The organism is Devosia sp. P2_G7 (genome assembly GCF_056403495.1).
In genome coordinates this window covers 117,747-144,025 of record NZ_JBFUFI010000012.1, presented here as the reverse complement: position 1 = coordinate 144,025, position 26,279 = coordinate 117,747, and the positions used below count along the sequence as shown (strand labels likewise).

General features: G+C 65.6%; 30 protein-coding genes and 2 tRNA genes. 15 read left to right on the top strand and 17 right to left on the bottom strand.

Annotation, left to right across the window (positions count from 1 at the left end):
• Positions 1-4 precede the first annotated feature (4 nt).
• From AC1DWU_RS18805 to AC1DWU_RS18785, 5 genes are all read right to left on the bottom strand, one after another.
• A complete protein-coding gene (locus AC1DWU_RS18805; protein ID WP_477151534.1) occupies positions 5-655 on the bottom strand; it encodes a phosphoribosylanthranilate isomerase in 651 nt (216 codons plus the stop codon).
• A gap of 9 nt (positions 656-664) precedes the next feature.
• Entirely contained in the window at positions 665-1,018 is a 354-nt protein-coding gene (locus AC1DWU_RS18800) for a lipopolysaccharide assembly protein LapA domain-containing protein (RefSeq protein ID WP_477151533.1), read from the bottom strand.
• Between the two features lie 15 nt (positions 1,019-1,033).
• Positions 1,034-1,318: an integration host factor subunit beta gene (locus tag AC1DWU_RS18795; protein ID WP_055047553.1), complete on the bottom strand. Its 285-nt coding sequence runs from the start codon at positions 1,316-1,318 to the stop codon at positions 1,034-1,036.
• 37 nt (positions 1,319-1,355) lie between these two features.
• A complete protein-coding gene (sppA, locus tag AC1DWU_RS18790) occupies positions 1,356-2,303 on the bottom strand; it encodes a signal peptide peptidase SppA (protein ID WP_477151532.1) in 948 nt (315 codons plus the stop codon).
• A gap of 61 nt (positions 2,304-2,364) precedes the next feature.
• Positions 2,365-4,851, bottom strand: a complete 2,487-nt coding sequence (locus AC1DWU_RS18785) for an ATP-binding protein (protein WP_477151531.1) — start codon at positions 4,849-4,851, stop codon at positions 2,365-2,367.
• Positions 4,852-4,979: 128 nt separating this feature from the next.
• Here AC1DWU_RS18785 and AC1DWU_RS18780 point away from each other — a divergent pair, with 128 nt between their 5' ends.
• A complete protein-coding gene (locus AC1DWU_RS18780) occupies positions 4,980-5,174 on the top strand; it encodes a hypothetical protein (RefSeq protein ID WP_477151530.1) in 195 nt (64 codons plus the stop codon).
• Here the strand turns inward: AC1DWU_RS18780 and AC1DWU_RS18775 are convergent, their stop codons facing one another.
• From AC1DWU_RS18775 to AC1DWU_RS18765, 3 genes are all read right to left on the bottom strand, one after another.
• Positions 5,175-5,681 (bottom strand): GNAT family N-acetyltransferase, encoded by a 507-nt coding sequence (locus tag AC1DWU_RS18775; protein WP_477151529.1) that lies wholly within the window; start codon positions 5,679-5,681, stop codon positions 5,175-5,177.
• Between the two features lie 96 nt (positions 5,682-5,777).
• Complete coding sequence (gene rpsA, locus AC1DWU_RS18770) at positions 5,778-7,475, bottom strand: 30S ribosomal protein S1 (protein WP_477151528.1); 1,698 nt, start codon at positions 7,473-7,475, stop codon at positions 5,778-5,780.
• A gap of 178 nt (positions 7,476-7,653) precedes the next feature.
• Positions 7,654-8,289 (bottom strand): (d)CMP kinase, encoded by a 636-nt coding sequence (locus tag AC1DWU_RS18765; RefSeq protein WP_477151527.1) that lies wholly within the window; start codon positions 8,287-8,289, stop codon positions 7,654-7,656.
• Positions 8,290-8,475: 186 nt separating this feature from the next.
• Between AC1DWU_RS18765 and AC1DWU_RS18760 the strand changes: the two genes are divergently transcribed.
• The 3 genes from AC1DWU_RS18760 to AC1DWU_RS18750 all read left to right on the top strand — a co-directional run bounded on the left by AC1DWU_RS18760 (position 8,476) and on the right by AC1DWU_RS18750 (position 10,507).
• Positions 8,476-8,892 carry a TIGR02300 family protein gene (locus AC1DWU_RS18760; protein WP_477151526.1) on the top strand — a complete coding sequence of 139 codons (417 nt, stop codon included), beginning with the start codon at positions 8,476-8,478 and terminating at the stop codon, positions 8,890-8,892.
• 197 nt (positions 8,893-9,089) lie between these two features.
• Positions 9,090-9,165 (top strand) — tRNA-Ala (locus AC1DWU_RS18755).
• Positions 9,166-9,247: 82 nt separating this feature from the next.
• The gene (locus AC1DWU_RS18750) at positions 9,248-10,507 is read left to right on the top strand and encodes an Hsp70 family protein (protein WP_477151525.1); all 1,260 of its coding nucleotides are present in this window, start codon (positions 9,248-9,250) and stop codon (positions 10,505-10,507) included.
• A gap of 7 nt (positions 10,508-10,514) precedes the next feature.
• Here AC1DWU_RS18750 and AC1DWU_RS18745 read toward each other — a convergent pair whose 3' ends face one another.
• From AC1DWU_RS18745 to AC1DWU_RS18730, 4 genes are all read right to left on the bottom strand, one after another.
• Positions 10,515-10,724 (bottom strand): hypothetical protein, encoded by a 210-nt coding sequence (locus AC1DWU_RS18745; protein ID WP_477151524.1) that lies wholly within the window; start codon positions 10,722-10,724, stop codon positions 10,515-10,517.
• 235 nt (positions 10,725-10,959) lie between these two features.
• Entirely contained in the window at positions 10,960-11,286 is a 327-nt protein-coding gene (locus AC1DWU_RS18740) for a cupin domain-containing protein (RefSeq protein ID WP_477151523.1), read from the bottom strand.
• Positions 11,287-11,294: 8 nt separating this feature from the next.
• Entirely contained in the window at positions 11,295-12,701 is a 1,407-nt protein-coding gene (gene uxaC / locus AC1DWU_RS18735) for a glucuronate isomerase (RefSeq protein ID WP_477151522.1), read from the bottom strand.
• A gap of 111 nt (positions 12,702-12,812) precedes the next feature.
• Positions 12,813-13,787: a helix-turn-helix transcriptional regulator gene (locus AC1DWU_RS18730; protein ID WP_477151521.1), complete on the bottom strand. Its 975-nt coding sequence runs from the start codon at positions 13,785-13,787 to the stop codon at positions 12,813-12,815.
• A gap of 86 nt (positions 13,788-13,873) precedes the next feature.
• On the opposite strand from AC1DWU_RS18730, the gene AC1DWU_RS18725 reads away from it, so the two are divergent.
• Positions 13,874-14,146, top strand: a complete 273-nt coding sequence (locus AC1DWU_RS18725) for a YjiS-like domain-containing protein (RefSeq protein WP_477151520.1) — start codon at positions 13,874-13,876, stop codon at positions 14,144-14,146.
• A 3-nt stretch (positions 14,147-14,149) separates the two neighbouring features.
• Here AC1DWU_RS18725 and AC1DWU_RS18720 read toward each other — a convergent pair whose 3' ends face one another.
• A complete protein-coding gene (locus AC1DWU_RS18720; protein ID WP_477151519.1) occupies positions 14,150-15,112 on the bottom strand; it encodes a complex I NDUFA9 subunit family protein in 963 nt (320 codons plus the stop codon).
• Between the two features lie 153 nt (positions 15,113-15,265).
• Here AC1DWU_RS18720 and AC1DWU_RS18715 point away from each other — a divergent pair.
• From AC1DWU_RS18715 to AC1DWU_RS18705, 3 genes are all read left to right on the top strand, one after another.
• Positions 15,266-15,350 (top strand) — tRNA-Leu (locus AC1DWU_RS18715).
• Positions 15,351-15,477: 127 nt separating this feature from the next.
• Complete coding sequence (locus tag AC1DWU_RS18710) at positions 15,478-15,882, top strand: group III truncated hemoglobin (RefSeq protein WP_477151562.1); 405 nt, start codon at positions 15,478-15,480, stop codon at positions 15,880-15,882.
• Between the two features lie 130 nt (positions 15,883-16,012).
• A complete protein-coding gene (locus AC1DWU_RS18705; RefSeq protein WP_477151518.1) occupies positions 16,013-17,116 on the top strand; it encodes a DUF937 domain-containing protein in 1,104 nt (367 codons plus the stop codon).
• Here AC1DWU_RS18705 and AC1DWU_RS18700 read toward each other — a convergent pair.
• Together AC1DWU_RS18700 and AC1DWU_RS18695 are read right to left on the bottom strand one after the other, a co-directional pair.
• The gene (locus AC1DWU_RS18700) at positions 17,113-17,910 is read right to left on the bottom strand and encodes a phosphodiesterase (RefSeq protein WP_477151517.1); all 798 of its coding nucleotides are present in this window, start codon (positions 17,908-17,910) and stop codon (positions 17,113-17,115) included. The two genes, AC1DWU_RS18705 and AC1DWU_RS18700, sit on opposite strands and share 4 nt — an antisense overlap.
• Before the next feature lie 5 nt (positions 17,911-17,915).
• Positions 17,916-19,772: a polysaccharide biosynthesis protein gene (locus AC1DWU_RS18695; RefSeq protein ID WP_477151561.1), complete on the bottom strand. Its 1,857-nt coding sequence runs from the start codon at positions 19,770-19,772 to the stop codon at positions 17,916-17,918.
• Positions 19,773-19,901: 129 nt separating this feature from the next.
• On the opposite strand from AC1DWU_RS18695, the gene AC1DWU_RS18690 reads away from it, so the two are divergent.
• The 7 genes from AC1DWU_RS18690 to AC1DWU_RS18660 all read left to right on the top strand — a co-directional run bounded on the left by AC1DWU_RS18690 (position 19,902) and on the right by AC1DWU_RS18660 (position 25,299).
• Positions 19,902-20,516 (top strand): ribonuclease D, encoded by a 615-nt coding sequence (locus tag AC1DWU_RS18690; RefSeq protein WP_477151516.1) that lies wholly within the window; start codon positions 19,902-19,904, stop codon positions 20,514-20,516.
• Entirely contained in the window at positions 20,516-21,154 is a 639-nt protein-coding gene (locus tag AC1DWU_RS18685) for a hypothetical protein (RefSeq protein ID WP_477151515.1), read from the top strand. The genes AC1DWU_RS18690 and AC1DWU_RS18685 overlap by 1 nt, the downstream gene beginning before the upstream one ends.
• Positions 21,151-21,600, top strand: coding sequence for a lipopolysaccharide transport periplasmic protein LptA (gene lptA, locus AC1DWU_RS18680; RefSeq protein WP_477151514.1), 450 nt, complete (start codon positions 21,151-21,153; stop codon positions 21,598-21,600). The genes AC1DWU_RS18685 and lptA overlap by 4 nt, the downstream gene beginning before the upstream one ends.
• A complete protein-coding gene (lptB, locus tag AC1DWU_RS18675) occupies positions 21,597-22,364 on the top strand; it encodes an LPS export ABC transporter ATP-binding protein (RefSeq protein WP_477151513.1) in 768 nt (255 codons plus the stop codon). Before lptA ends, lptB begins: the two co-directional genes overlap by 4 nt.
• 174 nt (positions 22,365-22,538) lie before the next feature.
• Positions 22,539-24,053 carry an RNA polymerase factor sigma-54 gene (gene rpoN / locus AC1DWU_RS18670; RefSeq protein ID WP_477151512.1) on the top strand — a complete coding sequence of 505 codons (1,515 nt, stop codon included), beginning with the start codon at positions 22,539-22,541 and terminating at the stop codon, positions 24,051-24,053.
• A gap of 160 nt (positions 24,054-24,213) precedes the next feature.
• Positions 24,214-24,783, top strand: coding sequence for a ribosome hibernation promotion factor (locus AC1DWU_RS18665; protein WP_477151511.1), 570 nt, complete (start codon positions 24,214-24,216; stop codon positions 24,781-24,783).
• 48 nt (positions 24,784-24,831) lie between these two features.
• The gene (locus AC1DWU_RS18660) at positions 24,832-25,299 is read left to right on the top strand and encodes a PTS sugar transporter subunit IIA (protein ID WP_477151510.1); all 468 of its coding nucleotides are present in this window, start codon (positions 24,832-24,834) and stop codon (positions 25,297-25,299) included.
• A 192-nt stretch (positions 25,300-25,491) separates the two neighbouring features.
• Here AC1DWU_RS18660 and AC1DWU_RS18655 read toward each other — a convergent pair whose 3' ends face one another.
• Positions 25,492-25,764 (bottom strand): DUF1150 family protein, encoded by a 273-nt coding sequence (locus tag AC1DWU_RS18655; RefSeq protein ID WP_477151509.1) that lies wholly within the window; start codon positions 25,762-25,764, stop codon positions 25,492-25,494.
• 15 nt (positions 25,765-25,779) lie between these two features.
• The gene (locus AC1DWU_RS18650) at positions 25,780-26,199 is read right to left on the bottom strand and encodes an Hsp20 family protein (protein ID WP_477151508.1); all 420 of its coding nucleotides are present in this window, start codon (positions 26,197-26,199) and stop codon (positions 25,780-25,782) included.
• Between the last annotated feature and the right edge of the window lie 80 nt (positions 26,200-26,279).

Here is a 26,279-nt window from a genome sequence, read left to right as displayed (position 1 = left end):
ACTCCTATCCGTGCGCGGCGCGCGCCTGGTCGATAAAGGCCCGGATCAGCGCCGCGTCCTTGACGCCGGGCGCGGTTTCGACGCCGGAGGAGACATCGACGCCAAACGGCCGAACGGCCTTGATCGCGTCCCCCACCGTCTCGGGCGTGAGGCCTCCCGAAAGCATGAATGGAAGGCTGGGGTCAAGCGCCTTGAGCAGGGCCCAGTCGAACGGCACGCCGAGCCCGCCGGGGCGGTCGGCGCCCTTGGGCGGCTTGGCGTCGAGCAGGATGCGATCGGCCACATCGGCGAAGTCGGTTACGTGCGCGACATCCTCGGCAGTGCTGATCCCAACCGCCTTCATGATGGCGATGCCGGCTTCATCGCGGATGGCCTCGACCCGATGCGGCGTCTCGGGGCCATGCAGCTGGATCCAGTCGGGACTGAGCGCCGCGACTTCCATGACGAGGGAATTGTCCGGGTTCACCAGCAGCACGCAGGTCTCGACCCGACCGCGGGCCTCCGAGATGAGGAGCTGCAGGTTCTCGATATCGACGTAGCGCGGGCTGCGCTCGAAATGCGTGAAGCCAACGATGTCAGCGCCGGCATCGATCGCCGCTTCCAGCAGCGCGGGGGTCCTGATGCCGCAGATCTTGACGATGAGGGGGTCGGGCATGAGCTCGGGTCAGTTAAGGGAAGCGAATTCTTGAGCCCCGAGCTGCGTCGGGGGTTCGGGCGAGCGGCGGGCAACCTCGAGCTCGCGGTGGAGCCGCTCGGTCTCGCGCTTGAAATGCCGTTCGTCGCGCCGATGCGGGCCCTGGGCGAACCAGGTGGCGACACCGCCGAGCAGCACGCCGACCAGGAGCACGGCAAAAATCACCAGGAATAGCGGCACGCCGACGCCGGGCGAGGTCAATGCATCGACCGGGGCGAAGGGGTTGAAATTGACCACCACGAGCTGGCGGTTGGCCAAGGCAAACACGATCAGCACCGCGCAAAGCGGCACCAGCACGAACCAGCCGACTATGCGCCTAATCATCGGTAGAGCCCGGCATCATCCCGCGCGATTGATCCGCTCACGGATTTCCTTGCCGGCCTTGAACTGGGGCACATATTTCTCGCCCACATCGACGGTCTCGCCGGTCCTTGGATTGCGGCCGACACGTGCCGGCCGGTTCTTCACCGAGAAGGCGCCGAAGCCGCGCAACTCAACCCGGTCCCCCCGGGCCATGGCGTCGCCCACCTCGTCGAGGATGGCGTTCACGATGTTCTCTATATCACGCTGAAACAGATGCGGATTTTCTTCGGACAGTCGCTGCACGAGTTCGGACTTGATCATACCGCCCCCCGGCGCTCCTCCACGGGTCGATGGGTTGTCACATCGATGGGGCAGCCTGCCAAAGCGAGACCAAACCGTCAAGGGACATCGCCCCGTCGACACCAGACCGTACCATTTCGGCAGCGCTCTGGCCGAGCCAGCGGCCGACGCCGAACCAGCCTTCGGCCGGCAGCGGGAAGTAATCGACCACCGGCAGATCGGCCGCAACGGACTTGTCGGCCTCGAGCCAAGTAATGGCTTCGGACTCGCCACCAATCGCATCGATGAGCTTGGCGTCCACGCCCTGCCGCCCGGTGATGATGCGGCCGTCGGCCAGAGCCAGGGTTTCGGGCCGCGGAATGCCGCGACGCTCGGCCACGATGTCGACGAACCACTCGAACGAATCGTTGACCAGCGCCTGCAGCGAGGCGCGCACCTCGCCCTCCATCGGCTCGTCGAAATCCGGCTCTGCCTTCAGCGGGCCGGTCTGCACCTTGTCGAAATCGACGCCGATCGTGTCGAGGAGCTTGCCGGCGTTGACGTGCTGGAACAGTACGCCGATGGAACCGACGATCGACAGCCGGCGGGCGAAGATGCGGTCGGCACCGATGGCGGTCATGTAGGCGGCGGAAGCGCCGAGCTCGCTGATCACCGCGACAACCGGCTTCTTGGCGCGCAACACGGCGAGGGCCTCGTACAGTTCCTCGCCGCCGGCGGTGGTGCCACCGGGCGAGTTGATGGCGACGATCACCGCCTTCACCGCATCGTCCTCGGCGAGCTTGTCGAGGATCTTCAACCGCGCCGGATCGGTCATGATGGTGCCAGTGATGCTGACCCGGGCGATGCGATCGCCGGGACCACCCTGTTCCATTGCGAAGCGACCGACGACGGCGAGCACGGTGACGGCCAGTGCGAGGAAGAACAGCACGCGCCACAGCCGGCGCGAGCGGCGCAGCCTGGCGTTGGCGGGGATCAGGTGCGCGGGGTCGCCGGACGTGTCGGTCATTTGGGCCTCGTTGAGGATTGGTGCGAGGTAACCCGCGGGCCGCGGCAAATGCAAGGCAGGGCTAGAGTTTCAGCCGCGGCCGTTCGGTCTTGATGAAGCCGGCGAGGTGATCGGCCTCGAACAGGGTGAGCGCCCGGCCCTGCTGCATCAGCCGATCGCGCTCGCGCCGGGACAGTGCGGCCTCGAGCGTCGCGGCCAGCCGGTTGCGCTGCATCTCTTCGGTCGCCTGCCGGCCGTCGATCCAGCTCTCGAAGCTCTTGTCGGCAAAGCCGAGCAGCAGCGCCGCAACGTCGTAGGCACCGCGTGTCGCCAGCAGTTCCGCGGCATTCTGCAACAGGCACCAGTGCCACTGGCCGCCGTCCCGCGGCACGATCTCGGCGGCCTCGAAGAGCGGCGCCGCGGCCCCTTCGGCATCGCCGAGGGAGAGGCGGTAGGCGGCGATATTGTTGAGCTGGAAGCCGAGCTGCAGGCTGCGGCCGGCAGCCCGGAGCTCGGGCAGTATCTGCTCGGACAGCGACAGCGGGCGCTCGGTGTCGCCGCCTTTGTGCAGCATTTCGGCAAGGTTCATCACCGAGCGAAAGCGGCCCTTGGGGTTGCCGGTATCGAGGTGCATGGCAAGGCCGGCTTCGGCACGGGCGAGGCCCGCCGTGACGTCGCCGCGCGTCCACATCTGGGTGCCGATCGCAACCAGCGCCCAGGACTTGACCTTGCTGGGCGGCATGTCGGCGATCAGCGTCTCGAGCTCGGCGACCAGCGGCTCGGCATCGCCCTGGTGGTGGAAGAAGATGGTGATCCAGGCGGTGAGGACCAGCGCCTGGGTGTAGCGCAGCCGGTCATCGCTGCTGCGGAAATATGCCAGCGCCGGCTCGAGCCCCTGGTAGGCCCGGACGTCCATGGCATTGTAGCGGCCGATCTCACCGAGGGCCAGTTGCAGTCGGGCCGCCGTTTCGGGCGGGCCGGCGCCCACCAGCGACATGCCGGCCTCGATGGTCGCGAGCCCCTCGGCGCCGAGCTGTTCTTCCATGAAGTAGCGGTAGGAACCGGCGGCGATCTCGACATAGGTGGGCCAGTCGGCGCGGGTTTTGGTCCAGGCCAGCGCGGCGCGCAGGTTGTCGCCGTCCGGCCGGTAGATCTGGTCCCATCGCTCGTCGGGCAGCGCTTCCCAGCGCAGCACGCTGTCGGCGAAGAGTTCGCGGATATAGGCCGCGTGGCGGTCGCGGGTGGCGACGTCCTCGCCCGCTTCTGCCAGCTTGTCGAGGGCGAAGTGACGGGTGGAATCGAGCAGGCGATAGCGCGCGCGATCCTGCCCGTCACGCACCACCAGCGAGCGACGGACAAGTTCGGCGACGCGGGTCTCGGCGCCCTCACCCGCAACCGCATTGGCAGCGGAAATCGAGAAGCTGCCCTGGAAAACGCCGAGGGCGCGCAGCGTGCGCTGGTCGTCCGCCTCCAGCAGGTCGTAGCTCCAGGCCAGCGACGCGGCGAGCGAGCGGTGGCGCGGCAGGGCCGGATCCCAATCAGCTTCGAGGCTCGCCAATCGCTGCTCCAGCTGACGATCGACTGTCTCAATGCCGACCGTCGCGGCGCGCGCTGCGGCCATCTTCAGCGCCAGCGCCACGCCATCGAGCCGGCGGCAGAGGCGAGCGACGATCGGCAGCTCAGCCGGCGAAAGCCGTTCGCCGAAGGCTTCGTAGCAATAGGCGAGGAACTTGGCCGATGCGGCGTCGGCCAGTTCGCCCTCCGCGGTGACGGCAAAGGGCAGCAGCTTGAACACATGCTCCTCAGGCAAGGCGAGCGGCACCTGCGAGGTGGCGAGAATCCGGATGTTCGGGACCTCGGCGAGCAGCGTGCGGATGACGCGGGCGGCGGCGCCGCGCACATGCTCGCAATTGTCGAATATCAGCACCGCCTCGCTGGGCCGCAGATATTCGACGATCGACTCGAGCGAGCGGCTGCCGGCCCGGAACGGTACGGCAAGGGTCTGGATGAGGACGCTTTCGATGAACTCACCGCTGCTGAGCGAGGCGAGATCGACCATCCACACGCCACCATCGACAGTGCCCAGCGTTTCGGCCACGGCAACGGCGAGTGTGGTTTTGCCGACACCACCGGGGCCCAGGATGCTAACCAGCCGGTGCTGGTCCAGCAGCCGCGACACGGCCTCGATCTCCACCTCGCGCGCCACGCAATCAGCGCGATAGCGGCCGATATTCCCGGCGGTGCCGGCCGGACGGCGGCGCAGCGTATCCTCGTCCTCAACCGGCTCGGGACCGACGTATTTATAGCCGCGGCCGTGCACTGTGGCGACGAAGCCCGGGCCCAGCGCCTTGCGAAGCGCCGACATGTGGACCTGCAGCGTATTCTCCTCGACCACCACCCCGGGCCACACCGCATCGAACAGCGCCGCCTTGTCGAGCAACTGGTTGGGCCGGCCCAGCAGCACCTCGAGCAGGTCGAACGAACGGCTCGACAGCTCGATCACGCCCTCGGGGCCGACGAGCTCGCGTTCACGCGGCCTGATCCTGTAGTCGCCAAAGCGTTTTTCCATTGTGGCAGCATAGCCTAGCCGTCTGAGTCCCGTCGATCAGGACCGCTTCAGAACTCTTCAGGATTGCCCCAAGGACTGCCGCCGCCGCCCGGGCGATGATCATCGCATCAGATCCGAGGAGACGGAAAATGCTGTACCAGCCCAAGTCCCGCACCACTGCCGCAAGGCTAGCCCGCGCCGTCTTTGGCGCCATTGCCGGCATGTTCGCCGGCATCGCCCGCACCCACTCGGACGGAGCCTATCTCGACGGCATGCGCAGCAACGAACTCGAAGACCTCGGCCTCCGCCGCCGCGACCACGGCGGGTACGGGACGTTCAAGTGATCAGCCTAGCTTCCGCACCATGTACCGCGCCTCCGCCTCGTAGCTCAGTAGCTTGCCGTAGAGTTCGTCGACTTCGGTCATCTCGAAGCCGTGGCGTTGCCAGAACGGGAGCGAGCCGTTGACGGCGACGAGGGTCATCGTGGGGTAGCCCTCGACGCTGGCGTGTTTCACCAGTGCATCGACGATCTTCGACGCGGCGCCGACGCGGCGGCTGACCGGTAGCAGGCAGAGGTCGTGGAGATAGTAGGTGTCGGGTTCGGTTGGCAGCTGACCCAGCAGCGTGTTGAGCGGCGGCAGGGTGCCGTAGAGCCAGGGGTGGCTCAGCACATAGCCGGCCGGCTTGTCGCCGATTTCGAGCAGGTAGCAGCCGTTGCGGTAGAGCTTCAGCCGCTCGGCCAGCACCTCGGGGGTCTCGAAGAAATCGACATGCACGGTGTCGGCGATGCCCTGCACGGCCGGCAGGTCATAGGCGGTCATGGCGCGCCAGGCGACATCCTTCAGAACCATCCGAGTTCCCCAAAACTCTCATGAAAAGGGCCCGCACCTGATGGTGCGAGCCCCGTATGCGCAGACCCGCGAGCGCTGGAGCACTCGCGGAAAAGCTTACTTCTCGTCGCGGCCCTTGAGCGCGGCGCCCAGGATGTCGCCGAGCGAAGCGCCCGAGTCCGACGAACCGTAGGCAGCGACAGCTTCCTTTTCCTCGGCGATTTCGAGCGCCTTGATGGAAAGCTGGATGCGCTGGGTCTTGCGATCGTACTGGGTGACGCGCGCGTCGACCTTCTCGCCCTTGGAGAAACGCTCCGGACGCTGGTCGTTGCGGTCACGCGACAGATCGGCGCGACGGATGAACGCGGTCATCTCGGTGTCGGCGATGCGGACTTCGATGCCGCCGTCGTTCACTTCGGTCACTGTGCCGGTCACCACGGAACCCTTGCGGATGCCGTCGCCGCCGGTATCGGCCACTTCGCCGACTGCCAGCTGCTTGATGCCAAGCGAGATACGCTCCTTGTCGACATCGACGTCGAGCACCTTGGCCTGGACCATGTCGCCGCGGTTGTAGGCTTCGAGAGCCTGCTCACCGGGCTTCTGCCAGTCGAGGTCGGAGAGGTGGACCATGCCGTCGACATCGCCATCGAGACCAATGAACAGACCGAACTCGGTCTTGTTCTTGACCTCGCCCTCGACAACGGTACCCGACGGATACTTCTCGGCGAAGGTTTCCCACGGGTTCGCAAGCGTCTGCTTGAGGCCCAGCGAGATACGGCGCTTCTCGGGATCGACCTCGAGCACCATCACTTCCACTTCCTGCGAAGTGGAGACGATCTTGCCCGGGTGGACGTTCTTCTTGGTCCAGCTCATCTCGGAAACGTGGATCAGGCCTTCGATGCCCGGCTCCAGTTCGACGAACGCACCGTAGTCGGTGATGTTGGTGACGCGGCCGGTGAACTTGGCGCCAACCGGGTACTTCACCGCGATGCCATCCCACGGGTCGGCCTGCAGCTGCTTCATGCCCAGCGAGATACGATGGCTCTCGTGGTTGATGCGGACGATCTGCACCTTGATGGTCTCGCCGATGGCGAGAACTTCCGACGGGTGGTTGACCCGGCGCCAGGCGATATCGGTAACGTGCAGCAGGCCGTCGATGCCGCCGAGGTCGACGAACGCACCGTAATCGGTAATGTTCTTGACCACGCCGTCAACGACCTGGCCTTCCTCGAGCTGCTGGACGATCTCGGAACGCTGCTCAGCGCGGCTCTCTTCGAGGATCGCACGACGCGACACGACGATATTGCCGCGGCGCTTGTCCATCTTCAGGATCTGGAACGGCTGCGGCACATTCATCAGCGGGCCGATGTCGCGGATCGGACGGATGTCCACCTGCGAACGCGGCAAGAAGGCAACGGCGCCTTCGAGGTCGACGGTGAAGCCGCCCTTGACCTGGTTGAAGATGATGCCTTCAACGCGCTGGTTGGCGTTGTACATCTCTTCGAGCTTGACCCAGCTCTCTTCGCGGCGAGCCTTCTCGCGGCTGAGGACAGCCTCGCCGACAGCGTTCTCGACGCGATCGACATAGACTTCGACGGTCGAGCCGACCTTGATGGTGCCGTCACGACCGGCGGCGCCGAATTCCTTGAGCGCGATGCGCCCTTCGGTCTTCAGGCCGACGTCGATGATGGCGAGATCCTTCTCGATCGCCACGACGGTGCCCTTGACCACGGTCCCTTCCAGCGGCTCGTTCTCGAGGAACGAGTCCAGCAGAAGGGATTCGAAATCTTCCTTGGTAACAGTTTGAACTGCCAAACGACTTCTCCAATGCGCCCGGTGGCTTGAGTGAAAGGCCCGGTTGCCAATCGCCATTCAAGGGCGATCCGGTGCGCTGGCGCGCGAGCCATATGGGTTTAGGATTGTTTTCCGCTGCCGGCTCTTGGAACATGCCGGGGGACGAAAGCCGCAAGGTTTGGTTTAGCAGCTCTAGAAGCTACGCCTTGCGCGCCATGACCCCGTCGACAATGGCGACGGCTGCGCGGAGTGCGGCCTCTATATCCAAGAGCGTGGTGTCCAGCAAGTGGGCATCAGCAGCGGGATAGAAGCCGCCATTGGGATTGGCGCTGTCCCGCGCGTCCCGCTCTTCTATCTGGTGATAGAGGGCGTAGCGATCAACCACCTCGCCGCGCGCTTCCAGCTGACGGGCCCGGCGCTCCATCCGCGACTTGCTGTCGGCGACGATGAACAGCTTCACATCGGCATCGGGGCAGACGACGGTGCCGATGTCGCGGCCATCGAGCACGGCACCGGCGGGGCCATGGGCGAAATCGCGCTGGTACTGGCGCATGGCGATGCGCACTTCGTTGATCACGGCGACGTGCGAGGCAAGAACTCCGGCCTCGGCGCTGGTCAACTTGTCGATATCGGTGAGGTGCGCGGCATCGAGCGCCCGGGCGGCGGCAATGGCCCTCGCCTCGAAATCGGGCTGCCCCAGATGTGCGCCGACGGCGATCCCGACCGCGCGGTAGAGCAAGCCGGTGTCGAGCTGCGGCAGGCCGTAGTGCCGCGCCAGGCCCGCGGCGAGCGTCCCCTTGCCGGATGCTGCCGGTCCATCCACCGCGATGATCATTGCCCCTCCGCGCCCGCACTGCAGCCGCCCTCCCTATCATGGCGCCGCGACCGGCTGCCAGCACGGCGCCGATCAACCCCCAGGGATCACGGACCGAGGGCTCCATTTTCGGTTTGACAGGGGGCAGCTTTCACCCTAACCGGACGTTTCCCAGCGGGTGGCCCCGCCTTTCTAATGAGGAAGCAATTGGCCAACGACGAACGCGGTACAAAACGGGAAGATCCCGATACCGGCAAGAAGTTCTATGATCTGAACAAGGATCCGATCGTCTCGCCCTATACCGGCAAATCCTATCCGCGCTCTTTCTTCGAGCAGAACGCAGTTGCGGCGGTTCGCGCCAAGGCGGCTGTGGTGAGCGCGGCAGAGGATGACGAGGAAGAGGTCGAAGTCGAGGAGGTCGCCGAACCCGGCGCTCCCGAGATCGTCTCCCTCGAGGATGCCGATGCCGAAGAGGCAGGTGTCGAAGGCGAGGATATCCCTGATGTCGAGGACGTCGAAGACGTCGAGGACATTGGCGAAGACGACAGCGACGTGTTCCTCGAAGAGGACGAAGACGAGGACGAGAACCTCGATTTCGACGTCGGCGGCGGCGACGAGCGCTAAGCTCCGAACCAGCCGAGCGCGTGGTCGCATAGCGAAAGTCGCCAACTTTCGCTGACCGCGCGATGCCCGCGAAATACCCCTTGCATGCGAGAGGTGACGTGGGTAGATAGCACCGCGCTTCGACGGGAGACCGCCGCGGCGCACACCCAAGACACGATCCGTTCGTGTCACCGGACGTGATCCAGCGGATCGTTGATGGGGCCATAGCTCAGTTGGGAGAGCGCTTGCATGGCATGCAAGAGGTCGTCGGTTCGATTCCGATTGGCTCCACCAAGTCCCCCGGGCAGGCAGGTCGCCTGACCCATGATGATGAGCCGCCTTCGGGCGGCTTTTTGTTTCAGCGCCGGAGGCGAAGATGACGCGAACCCATTGCGGCATGGATTTCGGCACCTCCAACTCCACCCTCGCGGCAGCCGGCGGCAACCAGCCGCCCCGACTGCTGCCGCTCGAGGACGGCAAGCCCACCATCCCCTCGGCGATCTTCTTCTCGTTCGAGGAAGACCGGACGTTCTTCGGCCGGCAGGCAGTGAGCGAATACGTCACCGGCGCCGACGGCCGGTTGATGCGCTCGATCAAGAGTGTGCTCGGCACCTCCCTGTTCAACGACACGACGCGAGTGAAGCGCGACACGCTCAAATTCTCCGATATCCTCGGCAGGTTCGTCGGCGAGCTCAAGCGCCGGTCCGAGGCTTCGCTCGGGCACGACATCGAGGATATCGTCTGCGGGCGGCCGGTGCGCTTTGTCGACGATGACGACAAGGCCGATGCCGAGGCGCAGCGCCAGCTCGAAGGCGCAGTGAAGGCGCAGGGTTTCAGGCACATCGAGTTCCAGTTCGAGCCGATCGCCGCAGCGCTCGACTACGAGCAGCAGGTGACGCACGAGGAACTCGGGCTGGTGGCCGATATCGGCGGCGGCACCTCGGACTTCACGGTGATCCGGCTGTCGCCGGAGCGCGCCAGGCGCGCCGACCGCAAGGGCGACATCCTCTCCACGGCAGGCGTGCATGTCGGCGGCACCGATTTCGACCGGCTGCTGTCGCTGAAGAAGGTGATGCCGCTGATGGGCTATGGCACGGAGACGGCGGACGGCAAGCGCCCCCTACCATCGGCGCCGTACTATGACCTCGCCACCTGGCACCGCATCAACCGGCTCTACAATCAGAAGACGCTGCTGGAGCTGCGCTCGACCTACCAGGAGGCGCAGTTCCCCGACCTGGTCAGCATACTGATCGCACTGGTCGAGGACCGGCAGGGGCACCGGCTGGCGGGGCGGGTGGAAGAAGCCAAGATCGCGCTCAGCGAGGCGCCGCAGACCGAGTTTCGCTTCGTGACGCGCGACGTGAAGCTGGAGACGCCGATCGCTCTCGAGGAGTTGGAGGCAGCGCTGCAAGGCGCCACGGCTGCGATTGCCACTGCGATCGGGCGTACCCTTGCGGCCGCCGGGGTCGAAGGCAGCCAGATCGACACTTTGATCCTCACCGGCGGCTCGACCCGCGTGCCTGCGGTGGGCGACATGCTGCGCGCACTGTTCCCCGAGGCCAAGGCGGTCGAGACCGACGCTTTCGGCAGCGTCGGGCTCGGCCTCGCGCTCGATGCGTCGCGGCGGTTCGGCTAGCGAGCGGTCACGCGGCGCGGGAGACCCGGGCGGCTTCGGCATTGGCGTAGAGGTCGACGAGGGCTCGGGCGCGGACGATTGCGACCTCGCGGCCTTCGCGCAGCAGCGAAGTGGCCTTGGTCGGCATGATCAGTCCGGTTGCGGTTTCGACCAGCACCGCGTCCCAGCGTGTGGTGCGGGTGATGCGGATCGTGTAGCCGCGATAGCTATCGTCCAATAGGTGGTCCCCCGCCGAATGATGCGGTGTGCAATTGCAACGCTGCACCCAGCGTTCCACTCGCTCAACGACACCGCGATCACAACTGGCGCGCGGTGTGGATTGTGGGGAGAACGGGAAACGTGATCGGCGGCGTCACGCTTCCGGGCATTTCGCCGTTTCGGCGAAATGCCGCAGGGTTTTGAGTGTTCACGCTTTCGAACCGGAAAAGTCTGCAACTTTTCCTGAAAGCGCTCTACAGGAAATCGTCGCGCCGCGGGGTGAAGCTGTCGATCAGCTTGCCCGCTTCCAGCGCCTTGACGCCATGCACCAGGCCCGACGGCACGATATAGGCGCCGCCCTTGCCGATGGTTTCGGTGATGCCGTCGATGGTCACCTCGAACACGCCTTCGGCCACATAGCTGGTCTGCAGATGCGGGTGCGAGTGCAGCGCGCCGACGCCGCCCTTGTCGAAGGTGAACTCCACCAGCATCAGCTCTGGCAGATCGAGAATCACCCGGCGGCTCGAGCCATCAAGCTGGGTCTGCTTGCCGTCGCCGGGCTGCGCGAAGAGAGGAGACATTCTGTCACTCACAGCTTGTAGGCCTTCTTGACCAGATTGTAGGCGAGGTCTTTGGCGACTTCGTGAGCTTCGTCCTCGTCGAGTCGGTGCTCGGTGACGAGGCGGGCAAGGAAGGCGCAATCGACGCGGCGGGCGACGTCGTGGCGGGCGGGGATCGAGGGGAAGGCGCGGGTGTCGTCGTTGAAGCCCACGGTGTTGTAGAAGCCCGCCGTCTCGGTCGCCATCTCACGGAAACGGCGCATACCCTCCGGGCTGTCGTGGAACCACCAGGGCGGCCCCAGCTTCAGCGACGGATAAACACCGGCCAGCGGCGCCAGTTCGCGCGCATAGACGCTTTCGTCGAGGGTGAAGAGGATGATCGAGAGCTTCGGATCGGTGCCCACGGCGTCGAGCATCGGCTTCAGCGCGCCGACATAATCGGTGCGCGATGGGATATCGAAGCCCTTGTCGCGGCCGAACTGTGCCAGCATCGAGGGCGAGTGGTTGCGCCACGCACCCGGGTGGACCTGCAGCACCAGCCCGTCATCGATCGACATGCGGGCCATTTCGGTCAGCATCTGGGCGCGGAACAGGGCGCGCTCACGGGCATCGGCCTTGCCGGTGCGCACCTTGTCGTAGAGCTGGCCGGCCTCCTTGGGCAGGAGGTTTGCAGTCTCGGCGGTCGGGTGGCCGTGGTCGGACGAAGTGGCGCCGAACTGCTTGAAATAGGCGCGGCGCTTGCGATGCGCTTCGAGATAGCCGGTCCAGTGGCCGGTATCCTCACCGCTGATCTCGCCCAGCTTGTCGAGATTGTCAGCGAAGCCGGCGAAATCCGGATCGACCACCGAATCGGGGCGATAGGCGGGGACCACCCGGCCCTTCCAGCCGCTATCGCGGATCATCTTGTGCCACTTGAGGTCATCGAGCGCCGCGTCGGTGGTGGAGATCACCTCGAGATTAAAGCGTTCGAACAGGGCGCGCGGTCGATAGTCGTCGCGTTCGAGCCGTTCGGCGATCTGGTCGTAGATCGCATCGGCATTCGTCTCGCTCAGCCGCTCGGTGACGCCGAACAGTATCGCCAAGGTATGGTCGAGCCACGAGCGCGTCGGGGTGCCGCGGAACAGATAGTAGTGCTTCGCGAACAGCCGCCAGATCTTCCGCCCATCGGTCTCCACCGCCGAGCCATCGCTGGTCGGCACGCCGAGGTCCTCGAGGCGGATGCCCTGCGAAAACAGCATGCGGAAGACGTAGTGATCGGGGACGATCAGTAGGCGCGCCGGATCGGGGAACTTGTCGTTCTCGGCATACCAGCGCGGCTCGGTATGGCCGTGCGGCGAGACCAGCGGCAGGTCCTTGATGCCGGCATAAAGCGCCTGCGCGATGCCGCGGGCCTTGGGTTCGGCATCGAACAGCCGGTTTTCGTCGAGCAAAGTCATGGTCCGTAGTCCTCCGAACCACTTGGTTACTTAGCGGGGAGGAGGATGTCAAAGCCGGTTAGGCGCCGAGGCCCTCGACTGGTGTCGCGGGCCCCAGCTGGGCGGCCGCGGCTATTTGGATGCCACGCCGTACAACCGCGCCATCTTCTCGACATTGGCGACTACCCGGGCCCGCAACTCGGGCGGGCCAAGCACTTCGACATCGTCGCCGATCTTGGTGAACTCGTGGCTGGCCCAGCCAACCTCTTCTATCGGCACGTCGAACTCCGCCCAGCCGTCGGCGTCCGGCACCAGGGTCAGCGCCTCGACCGCCTGCCGCACCGTGTCGCTCATTCCCCTGAGCTTGCGGCGGCCGACCTCGTTGGCCCGCACCCTGGCGATACCGACATAGATGTCGCGCTCGAATTGCTTGGTGGCCTCCAGCCAGTGCGAGGGGAGGTCGAAATCCTTGGGCCGGGTGAAGGTTTCGCCGGTGGGACCCAGCGCCTGGATCTGCGACAGCCGGTAGGTGCGGGCGTTGCCGTCGCGCTGCGCCACGACGTACCAGACGCCGCCCTTCAGGACGAGGCCGAGCGGCTCGATCACCCGGTCCTGCACGTCCTTCCAGCTCTCGTAGCGGATGGCGATGCGGGTTTCGCTCCACACCGCCTCGGCCACCAGCTTTAGGAACTCCGGCTTGTAGCCGGGCTGGAACCAGCCGCGCGGATCGAGATGGAAGCGCGAGCTCATCCGCCGCGCCTCGGCCTGCCAGTCGGCGGGCAGCGCCGCCAGCAGCTTCAGCTCGGCCTGCGCCGCCTCGTCGCCGAGACCGAGTTCACCAGCCGGACCGGGCAAGCCCGAGAAGAACAGCGCCCGAGCTTCCGGGGCGGTGAGGCCGTTGAGCCGGGTCTTCCAGCCGTCGAGCAGGGCGAAACCGCCATTGCGACCGGTCTCGGCATAGACCGGAACGCCCGCGGCGCTCAGCTGGTCGATGTCTCGGTAGACGGTGCGAACGGAGACCTCGAGCTCTTCAGCCAGTGACTCGGCACTAGTCCGCCCCCGGGTCTGGAGGATCATCAGGATGGTGAGGAGGCGGCTTGCACGCATAAATCTTCTCTACACCAGCAACCCTGACAGCGGGTGTCAGTGTTACCGGCATAGAGTCGTTTCGTGAAGAGATGAGGAGAAGCGAGATGGCCTTCGATCAGGTGAACAGCGGTCGAGTAGATGGCGGCAAGGAGCGGACCCGCGTTGCGACGGACCTACGTCAGGCTGTCGCCATCATCAACGTTTCGCGCGCGGACCTGCCGGCGTATCGGCTTGGGCAGTGGGTCCGGTTGCTGGTGCTGCGCCGCTACGCCAACACCATGCTGAAGCGGGCGCTACCCCGTTCCCAGCGCATGAACCTCGACGAACTCTCGCCGCACCTGCTCAAGGATATCGGCCTGCCACCGGACACCCGGTGAATATCAGGCAGTCTGGCGGTCGAACTGGCCGTTCTTCATGAAGCGCCACAGATAGCTCGGCAGGATCGCGTCCATCGCGGTGGGCGCGATGTCGAATGCCGCGAGCGTGCGCTTTTCGCGCTTGGCTTCTTCGGAGACCATGTTGTCGGCCTGCAGCAGGTCGACCTGGTCGCCGGTGATAAGCGGCGAGGGCAGCAGCGACAGCGGGAAAGCCACCAGCTTCGCCAGCCCGGCCGGCAGCGGCAGCGTGAGGTTGCTGCGGCCGGTATCGGTGAGGACGCGCGCCACCAGCTCCTTGTGGGTCGCGACTTCCGGACCGCCGATCTCGTAGATCTTGCCGCCCTTTACCTGACCTTCCGCCGCGCGGCAGATCGCCTCGGCGACGTCGCCGACGTAGATCGGCTGGAAGCGCGACTTGCCGCCGATCACCGGCAGCACCGGCAGCATGCGAGCCAGCATGCCGTAGCGATTGAAGAAGCCATCGCCGGGGCCGAAGACGATCGAGGGCCGGATCACCACGGCCGACGGGAAGGCCGTCAGCACTTCGGTTTCGCCCAGCGCCTTGGTGCGGGCATAGCCGCTGACGCTCTGCGGATCGGCACCAAGCGCCGAGACATGCACCAGTTCGTCAACGCCAAGGGCCCGGGCCGCCTCGGCGATGTTCTTCGCGCCCATCGTGTTGACGGCACGGAAGCGCTGCTTGCCGCCTTCGACACCGATGCCGACCAGATTGATGACGATCGAGGCGCCCTTGATGGCGCGCTCGACCGAATCGCGGTTGCGGACATTGGCCTGGATCGGCATCACCTGGCCCACGGCGCCGAGCGGGCGCACATGGCCGGCGAGATCGGGGCGGCGCACCGCGACGCGGATGCGATAACCGCGCCGGGCGAGCAATTGCACCACCTGGGTCCCGATAAAGCCGGCGCCACCGAAGATAGTGACCAGGTTTGTGGTGGAATCCATGGCTCGGGCAGCTCCGCGGCAAGGCAAGTGGGCTAGGGTTTCGCCGCTTCTAGCGTGCGGGTCACGACGTGTCGAGTGGACGAGGCGCGCTCTGAGCGCAAAGCCCGTTGACAGCCCCCGCCCCTTCCCCTAGTGAACGGCGCCCATCGGTTTGCCCTGGTGGCGGAATTGGTAGACGCGCACGGTTCAGGTCCGTGTGTCGAAAGACGTGGAAGTTCGAGTCTTCTCCAGGGCACCAATGGTTCAACAAAAGCCTCCCTCACGGGAGGCTTTTTGCTTTGCTTGAGGAGTCGATCGTGACTCAACCGGAAGGCCCGCGCCTCCACCCCACCGGGCGGCTGATCCCGCCAGGGCTCGATGACGCCATGGTCACTGCCGTGGTGGAGCACTTCTATGGCCGGGCGCGGCAGGACGAAGTGATCGGGCCGGTGTTCAACCGGGTGATCCCCGAGGCCGAATGGCCGGCGCATCTCGAGACCATCGCCGATTTCTGGAGCTCGATGCTGCTCGGCACCGGGCGCTATTACGGCCGGCCGATGCCCAAGCACATCGCCATCCCCGAGCTCTCCGATCGGCATTTCGCCCGCTGGCTCAAGCTGTTCCGGGAGACGGTGGAGGAGCTTTGCCCGCCTGAGGTCGCAGCGCTGTTCGTCGAGCGGGCCGAGCGGATCGGCTACAACTTCCGCCTGCGCATCGCGCAGTTTCGTGGGCAGGACCCCGAGCAGGTGCGACCGATCAGGGCCGGCGACGAGAGCCCGGACCAACCCTGACGCCTGCCAGTTTGTGGCAAATTCCACCAAGTTTTCTGGCACCCCGTTAGCCCGGCGGGGCTAGCACGAACCTCCATGACCGGAAGGCGCCTCACCCGACCGGCCGCTATGCGACACGTGAGGTTTTGCCATGGCTATCGATCTGGTTTCTCTCATCAAGCAGTTCCTGACACCGGAGATGGTGCAGCGACTGGCGGAAACGCTTGGCCTTGACGCCACGCAGGCGCAAACCGCGATCGGTGGGGTCATACCGGCGCTGCTAGCGGGCCTCTCGGGCACAGCGGCGAAGAGCGGCGGCGCGCAAAAGGTCGCCGATGCGGTCAACCAGCAGGCGGCCGGGCTCGATGGCATTGTCGGCATGCTGGGCGGCAGCAGCCAGACCGCACTGGTCGAAGATGGCTCACGGCTGGTGGGCTCGCTCATCGGCACCAACGCCCAGACGGCGCTGTCCTCGGCGATCTCGACCTTCTCGGGGCTCGGGCAGAGTGCGGTGACGGCATTGCTCGGCGCATTGGCGCCGGTGGTGCTCGGCGTCATCGGCAAGCAGGCGAGCGGGCCGCAGGGGTTCGATGCGGCCAGCCTCGGCACGCTGCTCACCTCGCAAAAGGACAGTATTGCCAACGCCATGCCGGCCCGGCTCAGCGGCCTGCTCTCCGGCTCGGGGCTGCTCGATTCGCTGGGCGGGGCGGCCGAGGCTGCCACCGGCAAGGTCAAGGAAGCCACCACTGCCGCGTCGCAATATGCCGGCGCCACCGCCGACGCCGCGACGCGCTCCGGCCGATCCTGGGCCTACTGGCTGGTGCCGCTGGCGCTTGTCGCCTTTGGCCTGTGGTACTTCATGGGCCGCCAGCAGCCGGCGACTTCTACCCCGGAGATCAGCAGCAGCCTTGTCGCTCCGGCCGCGCCGCTGACCATCGGCGACGTCGACGTGGGCAAGACGCTGACCGACAGCCTCGGCACGCTCCGGACCTCGCTCGAGGGCGTGACGGACGTTGCATCGGCGAAGATGGCACTACCGAGGTTGCAGGAGATCACGACGCAAGTGGACAAGGTGGGCAGCCTGGTCGGCGCCGCAACCGCCGAACAGAAGGCGGCGGTCGGCGGCCTCGCCGCTCCGCTCATGGCCTCGCTGACGCCGCTCTTCGACAAGGTGCTCGCCATCCCCGGCGTCGGCGATGGGCTGAAGCCGACGATCGATGGGCTGAAAACGAAGCTCGCGAGTCTCGCGGGCTAGAAAAACGGCAACGGGCCCTCGCCCGGCTCGATCGGCACGTGGTGCGGAACGAGCCCGATGTCCGGCCGCCAGTGGTGCAGCAGCAGGGCCGTCGGCTCGATGTAGGACGCCGGCTCGTCGTCGGGCGCGAGGCGCAGAGCGATCGCCGTGGTGGTGCTGGGAGCGGTCAGCAGTAGCGTGCCACCGAAGCGCATCGACATATGGCGGTGGACGTGGCCGCAGAGCACGCGCTCGACCGATGGATAGCGGGCGATGATCGCCGCCAGACGCTCGCCGTTGAAGCAGCGATAGGTGTCGATGAAGCCGATGCCGGTCGTGACCGGCGGCTGGTGCAGCATGATAATGGTGGGGCGATCCGGTTCGGCGGCCAGTGCGGCTTCGAGCCAAGCGGCCGCGCCGTCGTCGAAATCGCCGTGGTGGTGGCCCGGCACGCTGATATCGAGCCCAAGCACGCGGACCGGGCCGTGAGCGCCGCTGCTGTAGTGCAACGGACCGTCGGGCGGCAGGAAGCCGAGATCGGCGAAAGCGGTGCGGAAGGCCTCGCGCTCGTCGTGGTTGCCGGGAATGGCGAGGACCGGTGGTGCGATGGCGGCCATCAGCCGGCGCGCGTGGCGGTACTCTTCCGCCGTCGCGTGCTCGGTCACGTCACCGGAGATCAGCACCAGGTCGGGCACCGGATCGAGCGCCGCGAGGCGGCTGATGGCGGCCTCGAACATGGCGTTCGAATCGACCAGCCCCTGGTAGAGCGTGCCCAGCGCGCAGACATGTGGGTCGGACAACTGGGCGATCAGCACCGGCCTCAGACCTTCACATAGTCGAACAGCACCCGCCGCAACTCTGCCTCGTCCTCTGCCTCGAGCGCCGTGGTGAGGGCGGCGAGGGCGGCCGGCAGGTCGTTGGTCTGACGCGCGCTGGGGGGCGAGCGGAGGATCTTCTGCTGGGTGGTGCGGAGCGCGTTTGCCGGATCGAAGAACAGCTCCTCGGTGAGCTTTTCGCCCGGCCGGGCGCCGGTTTCGACGATAGCGATGTCGCCGGTCGGGTTGTCCGCCGATTTCACCGAGAGGCCGGCGAGGCGGATCATGTTCTCTGCCAGGTCGCTGATGGAGACCGGCTCGCCCATTTCGAGCAGGAAGATGTCGCCGCCCTCGGCCAGGGCGCCCGCCTGGACGATCAGCTCGGCCGCCTCGTGGATCGACATGAAGTAGCGCGTCATGCGGCTGTCGGTGAGGGTCACCGGGCCGCCGGCGGCGATCTGCTCGCGGAACAGCGGCACCACCGAGCCGTTGGAGCCTAGCACATTGCCGAAGCGCACCGAACAGAAGCGCTTGCGCTTGCCCCTGCCCTTGCCGTAGTGGCGGACGATCAGTTCGGCCCAGCGCTTGGTGGCCCCCATGACGCTGGAGGGGCGCACGGCCTTGTCGGTGGAGATGAGGACGAAGCGCTGCACCTTGGCCTCGACCGCCGCCTGCACCAGGGTCTGCGTGCCGATGACGTTGTTGCGCACGCCTTCGAAGGGGTTCGCTTCCACCAGCGGCACATGCTTATGCGCCGCGGCGTGGAAGATCACCTCGACTCCCTGCTCGCCGAGGGTGCGGCGCACCAGGCGGGCGTCGGCGACCGAACCGAGGATCGGCACGATCGGCACATCGGCGAGTGCGCGGAGCTGTCGATCGATCTCGTAGAGCGCGAACTCGTTGGCCTCGAGCAGCACCAGCTTCCTCGGCGCCTGCTGGACGATCTGCCGGGTCAGCTCGGAGCCGATGGAGCCGCCGGCGCCGGTCACGAGGATGACGCGGTCGGCGAGGATCTCGCGCATCAGGTCGGGGTTCGCGGGCACGGCGGAGCGGCCGAGCAGGTCGTCGATATCGATCTCGCGCAGCTGGCTGATCAGATATTTGCCCGACACCAGGTCGGCGATGGCCGGCAGGGCGCGGATCTTGATCGGATGATGGCTGAGCTCGGTGACGATCTGGGCGCGGCGGGTAGCGTCGGCGGAAGGCACCGAGAGAATCACTTCGTTGACGCCACGATTGCGGATCAGCTCGCCGAGCTTGCCAGGCGGATCGACGCGGACGCCCGCGACATCGCGACCCCAGAGGCTCGGATCGTCATCGAGAAAGGAAACGACATAGCTGGCGTGGTGGGCCCGCAGCGCTTCGGCGAGCTGGGTGCCGGCGGAGCCAGCGCCGTAGATCACCACGCCACCGCCACGGCCGACGCCGCGCTCGGGCAGCCAGAGCAATGCCTTGGCGATGAAGCGCGAGCCGGCAACGACCACCGTGCCGAAGATGAAATAGAACAGCGGCACGGTGCGCGGGAAGATCGCCAGCCGGGTGGCTTCGGCGAGAAACAGCGCGAATACCCAGAACAGCGTCGCCAGCATCATCGCCTGGATGATGGTCCACAGCGCGCGCTCCGGCAGGTAGCGGATCACGGCGCGATAGAGCCCCAGCCGGATGAACACCGGGATGGCGACGACCGGCGCCAGCAGCATCAGCATGAGGTGCGCGAGGGTCGGCGTGAAGGTGCCGCCCAACCGAATGGTGAAGCTCAACCACAGCACGCCAAGCAGCGCGAGGGTATCGAAGCCAATGAGGATGGCCTGTTTCCAGCGGCGCGGCAGACCGCTCAGCCCGTCGCGGACTTTGTTCAACATCATAGAGAAAAACCCACCCGCCGCGAGCCGCGTGGCCTGCAGCCCCGGTTTTTGTAGCGGTGCCGCCCGGTCTTTCCAACGCCTTTATGCTATGGCATCACAGCCCATTCGCCGAGTTAGGACATCGACATGACCATCAGACTGCACCGGGGCGACCTGCCCGACCTTTCGCGCTATGGCCGGGAGGTGGCGATCGACACCGAAACGATGGGGCTCGATCCGCGGCGCGACCGGCTCTGCGTGGTGCAGCTTTCCCCCGGCGACGGCAGTGCCGACGTGGTGCAGATTCCGCAGGATCTGACCGAGGCGCCGAACCTGGTGAAGCTGTTGAGCGATCCGGGCGTCACCAAGATCTTCCACTACGCGCGCTTCGACATGGCCGTGCTGAAGCACCGCTTCGGCATCGTCACTGGGCCGGTCTATTGCACCAAGATCGCGTCCAAGCTCGTGCGCACCTACACCGATCGCCACGGGCTCAAGGACCTGGCTCGGGAACTGCTCAACATCGACATGTCCAAGCAGCAGCAGAGCTCGGACTGGGGCGCGGAGAAGATCAGCGAGGCGCAGCTCGATTACGCCGCGTCGGACGTGCTGTACCTGCACGACCTGAAGCGCCATCTCGACCGCATGCTGAAGCGTGAAGGCCGGGTGGAGCTCGCCGCGGCGTGCTTCGAGTTCCTCAAGCACCGGATCGACCTCGACCTGATGGGCTGGGACGAGACGGATATTTTCGCGCATAGCTGATGGCGTCGCTGGCCGCCCCGACCGATACGCGTGAGGCGCTCTACACGCGGCTGACGCGGCGCAACCGGCTGGTCGGGCTGCTGCGCTGGCTGGTGCCGGCGGCGGGAGTACTGACCTTCGCCGTGGTCTTGGGGATGATCGTCATCGACAATCTCGGCCAGCGCTTCGGCTTTTCCAATATCCGGATCGACCGTGACAACCTGGTGGTGGAAACGCCCAAGCTCACCTCCACCGGCGACGACGGCACGCTCTATGCGCTGTCGGCGCGGGCGGCGCGGGTCAGGCCGACGCAGACCGACCTGGTCGACATGGAGGATGCGGTGTTCGCCATGACCCCGCCCACCGGAGCGGCACTGGAAGCCGTGGCCGAGGCCGGGCAGTTCCAGATCAACGACCAGCTGCTGACGGTGCCGGGCGTCACCCACATCTCCAGCACCGAGGGGCTCAAGGGCACGCTCGAGGCGGTGTTCGCCGACCTGATGAACTGGAAGATGGTGGCGAGCGGCACGGTCGACATCACCATGCCCAACGGCTCGCACCTCGTTTCGGACGGCATGACCTACGATCGTGCGACCGGCATCTACACCTTCAAGCGGGCCAACCTGACGCTGGTCTCGACCCCGGGAGAGACCCCATGAAGCAGTTGGCCGCGCTTGTCCTCGCGCTGCTCTTCGCCCTGCCCGCCATGGCGGCCGAGCCGGTGAACGTCACGGCCGACAACTTCACCGTCGACCAGAACAACAACAATGCCGTCTTCACCGGCAACGTGGTGATCACCCGCACCGGACTGAAGCTCTGGGCCGACAAGGTGGTGGTGCTCTATGGCAGCGGCGGGCCGAGCGATATCGACAAGCTCACCGCCACCGGCAGCGTACGGATCAAGACCACCAGCCAGGAGGCCACCGGCGACAAGGCGACCTTCGACCCGGATACGCAGGTGCTCAAACTCACCGAGAACGTCACCGTCAGCAATGCCCAGGGCAAGGTCAGCGGACCGGCGCTCACCATCGACCTCGCCACCAACAAATCGGTGTTCCAGGGCACCGAAGGGAGCCGGGTGACCGGCGTCTTCACCCCGCAATGAACGAGCAGCCGACAGCAACGCCAAAGCCCCGGGTCGACCAGACCGGATGGCTCGTGGCGCATGGGCTGAACAAGAGTTTCGGCAAGCGCACCGTGGTGGAGAATGTCAGCCTTGCCGTGCGGCGCGGCGAGGCGGTCGGCCTGCTCGGCCCGAACGGCGCCGGCAAGACGACGGTTTTCACCATGATCATGGGGCTGGTGAAGCCCGACAAGGGCAAGATCCTCCTCGATGGCCGGCCGATCACCAACCTGCCGCTGTTCCAGCGTGGCCGGCTCGGCATCGGCTACCTGCCGCAGGAGAGCTCGATCTTTCGCGGCCTCAGCGTCGAGGGCAACATCCTTGCCGTGCTCGAAGGGCACGTGCCGCGGAAAGCCGACCGCCTGGCCCGGCTGCGCGAGCTGCTCGACGAGTTCGGCATCGCCCATATCGCCAAGTCCAACGCCATGTCGCTCTCGGGCGGTGAACGCCGGCGCGTGGAAATCGCGCGAGCGGTCGCTACCGACCCTCTGTTCATGCTGCTCGACGAACCGTTCGCCGGCGTCGATCCGATCGCGGTGAGCGAGGTGAAGATGCTGGTCAAGCACCTGACCCGCCGCGGCATCGGGGTGCTGATCACCGATCACTCGGTGCGCGAAACCCTGTCGCTGGTCGACCGGGCCTACCTGATCCACGAGGGCCACGTGATGATCCAGGGCAAGCCCGACGTCATCGTCGCCGACCCGGAAGCACGCCGGGTGTACCTGGGCGATACGTTCGAGGTTTAGCTCGATCTCGATTCCTCAGTCGGAACCTTCTCCCACAAGGGGAGAAGGCAAGAACGCTAAGCACAACTACGCGCCCCCAACCTTAACCAATCTTGGCACGGTTCTTGCCCTAGCGCTGCCAATCATGCATGGATGTCACCCGGAAGCCTTAAGTGCCTCGGGGAGTTTCGCGGGATGGCCTTGACGCCGCGGCTTGAGGTTCGTCAGAGCCAGGGCCTGACGCTCACGCCGCAATTGATGCAGTCGATCCGGCTGTTGCAGCTCAGTCACCTGGAGCTCAACACCTTTGTCGAGGCGGAATTGCTGCGCAATCCGCTGCTCGAGCGCGAGGACGGCGCCGAGCCGGCCGAGGACGCGGCCAACGAGCTGCCGGAACGGCCGGCCGAGCTCAACGCTGCCGAAGACACCGTGGATTTTTCCGAACGCATCCAGTCGGCCGACAGCATCGCCAACGGCTACGACACCGAGGTCGAGAACGTCTTTCCGGACCAGTCCACACCCGACCGCCAGACCGATTCCACCCAGTGGAATGAGCGCAGCGGCTCGGGCGATGGCGAGGCCGCCGATATCGACCAGTTCGTCGCCTCCCGCCCGACGCTGGGCGATCACCTCGCGGCGCAGGCCGGCCTGATCATCTCCGATCCGGCCGAGCGGCTGATCGCGCAGTTCCTGATCGATAGCCTCAGCGAGGCGGGCTACCTCGCGGTCGAGCTCGAAATCGTTGCCGAGCAACTCGGTGCGCCGGTCGAGGCCATCGAGGCCGTCCTGTTCAAGCTGCAAGGGTGCGATCCCGTCGGGGTATTTGCCCGCGACGTGCGCGAGTGCCTGGCGCTGCAGTTGAGGGAAAAGGACCGGCTCGACCCGATGATGCTGCGGCTGCTCGACAATCTCGAGCTGATCGCCCAGCACGATCTCGGCGCCCTCGCCCGCGCCGTAGGCTCCGATCGCGAAGACCTGCTCGATATGCTTGCCGAGCTCCGCCAGCTCGACCCCAAGCCGGGCCGGGCATTCGAGGCCGGGCCGGTGGAATCGGTGGTGCCCGACGTGTTCGTGCGGCCGGGCTCGGGCGGCGAGTGGCAGATCGAGCTCAATCCCGACGTGCTGCCGCGCGTGCTTGTCAACCGTATCTATTATGCCTCGGTGACCAAGAAGACCCGCGACACGGCGGAAAAGAGCTTCCTCACCGATTGCCTCGCCACCGCCAACTGGCTGGCCAAAAGCCTCGACCAGCGGGCGCAAACCATCCTCAAGGTCACCGCCGAGATCGTGAAGCAGCAGGACGGCTTCCTCGTCCACGGCATCACGCACCTGAGGCCGATGACGTTGAAAGCCGTGGCCGACGCCATCGAGATGCACGAGTCGACGGTGAGCCGCGTTACCTCGAACAAATACGTGTCGACGCCGCGCGGGCTGTTCGAAATGAAGTACTTCTTCACCACCGCGCTGGGCTCCTCGACCGGCGAGGGCGACCATTCGGCCGAGGCGGTGCGTCACCGTATCAAGCAGATCATCGAGGCCGAGCAGCCGGCCGATATCCTCTCGGACGACACCATCGCCGAGATGCTGCAGAAAGAGCGTGGGATCGAAGTGGCTCGCCGCACCGTCGCGAAATATCGCGAGGGAATGAACATCCCGAGCTCGGTGATCCGACGTCGGCAGAAGCGCGCTTTGGTGGCGGCGGGACGATAGCGCGCTGCCGAGGCGGCTGTCGACACCTCGCATTTGAACCCAATGTCGATCCGCGCATTGCCCCTCCCGTAGGGGCGGTCTAGACTCCGCCTCCCGGGGTGACCACATCTCATGGTGGCGGCTGCTCCGGCCGGCTGTACCAAAGAGAAAGAGGACCTCCATGACACTGCGCGTCTCAGGAAAAAACATGGATGTCGGCGATGCGCTGCGGATCAAGGCGCAGGGCCATTTCGACACGGTGGTGAAGAAGTATTTCGACGGCAACTACACCGGCCACCTCACCCTCGAACCGGAAGGCTCGGGGTTCAATGCCCAGTGCATGGTGCACCTCGATTCCGGCGCCGTGCTGCAATCGAGTTCATACGGCGGCGATGCGCTTTCGGCCTACCAGGTCATGGCCGACACCATCGAAAAGCGGCTCAGGCGCTATAACCGCAAGCTCAAGGCCCACCGCCGCCATGCCAATGGCGCCGATGAGGAGGCGCCATCCTACGTGCTCGCCGCGCCCAGCGACGAGGATGAGCTGCTGGAGGACTACTCGCCGCCGGTGATCGCCGAGGCGACCTCGAGCCTGAGGCAGATGTCTGTGGGCGAAGCGGTGATGCAGCTTGATCTTACCCAGGCGGAAGTGGTCGTATTCCGGCATGCTGGACATGGTGGCCTAAATGTGGTCTACCGCCGCGCCGACGGCAATATTGGCTGGATCGATCCAGCCCTCAGGCCGAACTAGGGCTCCGGAAAAGCTTGCACTTTCCGCATCCACGATGGGAAATTCTTGATGGAATTGGCTGACATCCTCTCCGAGGAGTCCGTGATTGTTTGCTCTGGGATCAAGACCAAGCTGGACGTATTGCAAAGGCTTTCCGAGCGCGCCGCCAAGATCACTGGCCAGGACGCCGCGACCATCTTCGAAGCAGTGAACGATCGTGAGCAGCTCGGCTCGACCGGGCTGGGCAACGGCATCGCGATTCCGCACGGCAAGTTCCCCGGGCTTGGCGCGGTGACGGCCGTGTTCGCCCGTCTCGAAGCGCCGGTCGAGTTCGAGTCGGTCGACGACCAGCCGGTCGATCTCGTCATGCTGCTGCTCGCCCCCATGGGGGCGGGCGCCGACCACCTGAAGGCCCTGGCGCGCGTTGCCCGGATCCTGCGCACCGATTCCGTGGTGGCCCGCCTGCGCCGTTGCCACGACGCAGGCGAACTGCACGCCATCCTGACCCACCCGCTGGAAACGACGCGGGCGGCCTAAGCCTCAGCAATTTCGGATTTGCACCTCTTGCCTTCTCCCCTTGCGGGAGAAGGTGGCTCGTTGAGAGTGCCGCAACCGCCGGTTGCGCGAACGGAACGAAACGACGAACGACTGGAGTGCGCGGAGAGATACCCCTCATCCGCCTTCGGGCACCTTCTCCCACAAGGGAGAAGGGCTATCGTCTCAAGCGCGTCAGTGCAGCGTCACGATCCCGAACGACTTGTCGCTGAGCCACTCTTCCACGGCTTCCTCGCTGTCGCCCACCATCAACGGCGAGCCGTCGGCGGAGACCACGATATGGAAATCGGACTCTTCGCTGAATTCACTGTCGGGCAGGATCGGACCCATATCCGCGCCCTTGACGTGCTTGACGTAGACCACTGCATTGCCGCCGAGCGCCATGAACTGGGCCGGGGTCAGGTTCCGCAGGGGGTTATCTAGCTGCTGTTCTCTGTTCTCTTGCATGCGTGTTCCCCTTTCTTAGGCAGAACGGATCTCGATACGGCGGGCGATTTTTTCGGCTCTTGGACGAACAACTGCGATCATCAGCATGCCGTTCCTCAAAATCGCGTCTTTGACCACCATGCCGTCGGCGAGGAGGAAGTTTCGCTGGAACTGCCGTGCGGCAATGCCGCGATGCAGGTATTCCCGGCTGGCGTCGTCCTTCTGTCGGCCTCTGACCAGCAGTTGATTGTCTTCCACCGTCACCTCGAGATCGGATAAACCGAACCCCGCGACAGCGATGGAGATCAGAAAGCTCTCCGCGCCCTCCGCATCGAGCGAACGCTCGATATTGTAGGGCGGGTAGCCATCGGCGGCTTTGCTCATCCGATCGATGCGTTCTTCGAAGGCATCGAAGCCGAGCAGAAACGGCGCCGAAAACATGGAGACGCGCGACATCCGGATCGTCCTTGTTCCAAGCAACGGTGTGGAGCGGCCCTAGTTTCAGTGGCACCGTTCCATGCCCGTGATATGGGTCT

What these genes read in the sequence shown, in the direction of transcription:
- AC1DWU_RS18805 (WP_477151534.1), bottom strand. Translation starts at nt 655, where the DNA reads ATGCCCGACCCCCTCATCGTCAAGATCTGCGGCATCAGGACCCCCGCG.
- AC1DWU_RS18800 (WP_477151533.1), bottom strand. Translation starts at nt 1,018, where the DNA reads ATGATTAGGCGCATAGTCGGCTGGTTCGTGCTGGTGCCGCTTTGCGCG.
- AC1DWU_RS18795 (WP_055047553.1), bottom strand. Translation starts at nt 1,318, where the DNA reads ATGATCAAGTCCGAACTCGTGCAGCGACTGTCCGAAGAAAATCCGCAT.
- sppA (WP_477151532.1), bottom strand. Translation starts at nt 2,303, where the DNA reads ATGACCGACACGTCCGGCGACCCCGCGCACCTGATCCCCGCCAACGCC.
- AC1DWU_RS18785 (WP_477151531.1), bottom strand. Translation starts at nt 4,851, where the DNA reads ATGGAAAAACGCTTTGGCGACTACAGGATCAGGCCGCGTGAACGCGAG.
- AC1DWU_RS18780 (WP_477151530.1), top strand. Translation starts at nt 4,980, where the DNA reads ATGCTGTACCAGCCCAAGTCCCGCACCACTGCCGCAAGGCTAGCCCGC.
- AC1DWU_RS18775 (WP_477151529.1), bottom strand. Translation starts at nt 5,681, where the DNA reads ATGGTTCTGAAGGATGTCGCCTGGCGCGCCATGACCGCCTATGACCTG.
- AC1DWU_RS18765 (WP_477151527.1), bottom strand. Translation starts at nt 8,289, where the DNA reads ATGATCATCGCGGTGGATGGACCGGCAGCATCCGGCAAGGGGACGCTC.
- AC1DWU_RS18750 (WP_477151525.1), top strand. Translation starts at nt 9,248, where the DNA reads ATGACGCGAACCCATTGCGGCATGGATTTCGGCACCTCCAACTCCACC.
- AC1DWU_RS18740 (WP_477151523.1), bottom strand. Translation starts at nt 11,286, where the DNA reads ATGTCTCCTCTCTTCGCGCAGCCCGGCGACGGCAAGCAGACCCAGCTT.
- uxaC (WP_477151522.1), bottom strand. Translation starts at nt 12,701, where the DNA reads ATGACTTTGCTCGACGAAAACCGGCTGTTCGATGCCGAACCCAAGGCC.
- AC1DWU_RS18730 (WP_477151521.1), bottom strand. Translation starts at nt 13,787, where the DNA reads ATGCGTGCAAGCCGCCTCCTCACCATCCTGATGATCCTCCAGACCCGG.
- AC1DWU_RS18725 (WP_477151520.1), top strand. Translation starts at nt 13,874, where the DNA reads ATGGCCTTCGATCAGGTGAACAGCGGTCGAGTAGATGGCGGCAAGGAG.
- AC1DWU_RS18720 (WP_477151519.1), bottom strand. Translation starts at nt 15,112, where the DNA reads ATGGATTCCACCACAAACCTGGTCACTATCTTCGGTGGCGCCGGCTTT.
- AC1DWU_RS18710 (WP_477151562.1), top strand. Translation starts at nt 15,478, where the DNA reads ATGGTCACTGCCGTGGTGGAGCACTTCTATGGCCGGGCGCGGCAGGAC.
- AC1DWU_RS18705 (WP_477151518.1), top strand. Translation starts at nt 16,013, where the DNA reads ATGGCTATCGATCTGGTTTCTCTCATCAAGCAGTTCCTGACACCGGAG.
- AC1DWU_RS18695 (WP_477151561.1), bottom strand. Translation starts at nt 19,772, where the DNA reads ATGTTGAACAAAGTCCGCGACGGGCTGAGCGGTCTGCCGCGCCGCTGG.
- AC1DWU_RS18690 (WP_477151516.1), top strand. Translation starts at nt 19,902, where the DNA reads ATGACCATCAGACTGCACCGGGGCGACCTGCCCGACCTTTCGCGCTAT.
- AC1DWU_RS18685 (WP_477151515.1), top strand. Translation starts at nt 20,516, where the DNA reads ATGGCGTCGCTGGCCGCCCCGACCGATACGCGTGAGGCGCTCTACACG.
- lptA (WP_477151514.1), top strand. Translation starts at nt 21,151, where the DNA reads ATGAAGCAGTTGGCCGCGCTTGTCCTCGCGCTGCTCTTCGCCCTGCCC.
- lptB (WP_477151513.1), top strand. Translation starts at nt 21,597, where the DNA reads ATGAACGAGCAGCCGACAGCAACGCCAAAGCCCCGGGTCGACCAGACC.
- rpoN (WP_477151512.1), top strand. Translation starts at nt 22,539, where the DNA reads ATGGCCTTGACGCCGCGGCTTGAGGTTCGTCAGAGCCAGGGCCTGACG.
- AC1DWU_RS18665 (WP_477151511.1), top strand. Translation starts at nt 24,214, where the DNA reads ATGACACTGCGCGTCTCAGGAAAAAACATGGATGTCGGCGATGCGCTG.
- AC1DWU_RS18660 (WP_477151510.1), top strand. Translation starts at nt 24,832, where the DNA reads ATGGAATTGGCTGACATCCTCTCCGAGGAGTCCGTGATTGTTTGCTCT.
- AC1DWU_RS18655 (WP_477151509.1), bottom strand. Translation starts at nt 25,764, where the DNA reads ATGCAAGAGAACAGAGAACAGCAGCTAGATAACCCCCTGCGGAACCTG.
- AC1DWU_RS18650 (WP_477151508.1), bottom strand. Translation starts at nt 26,199, where the DNA reads ATGTCGCGCGTCTCCATGTTTTCGGCGCCGTTTCTGCTCGGCTTCGAT.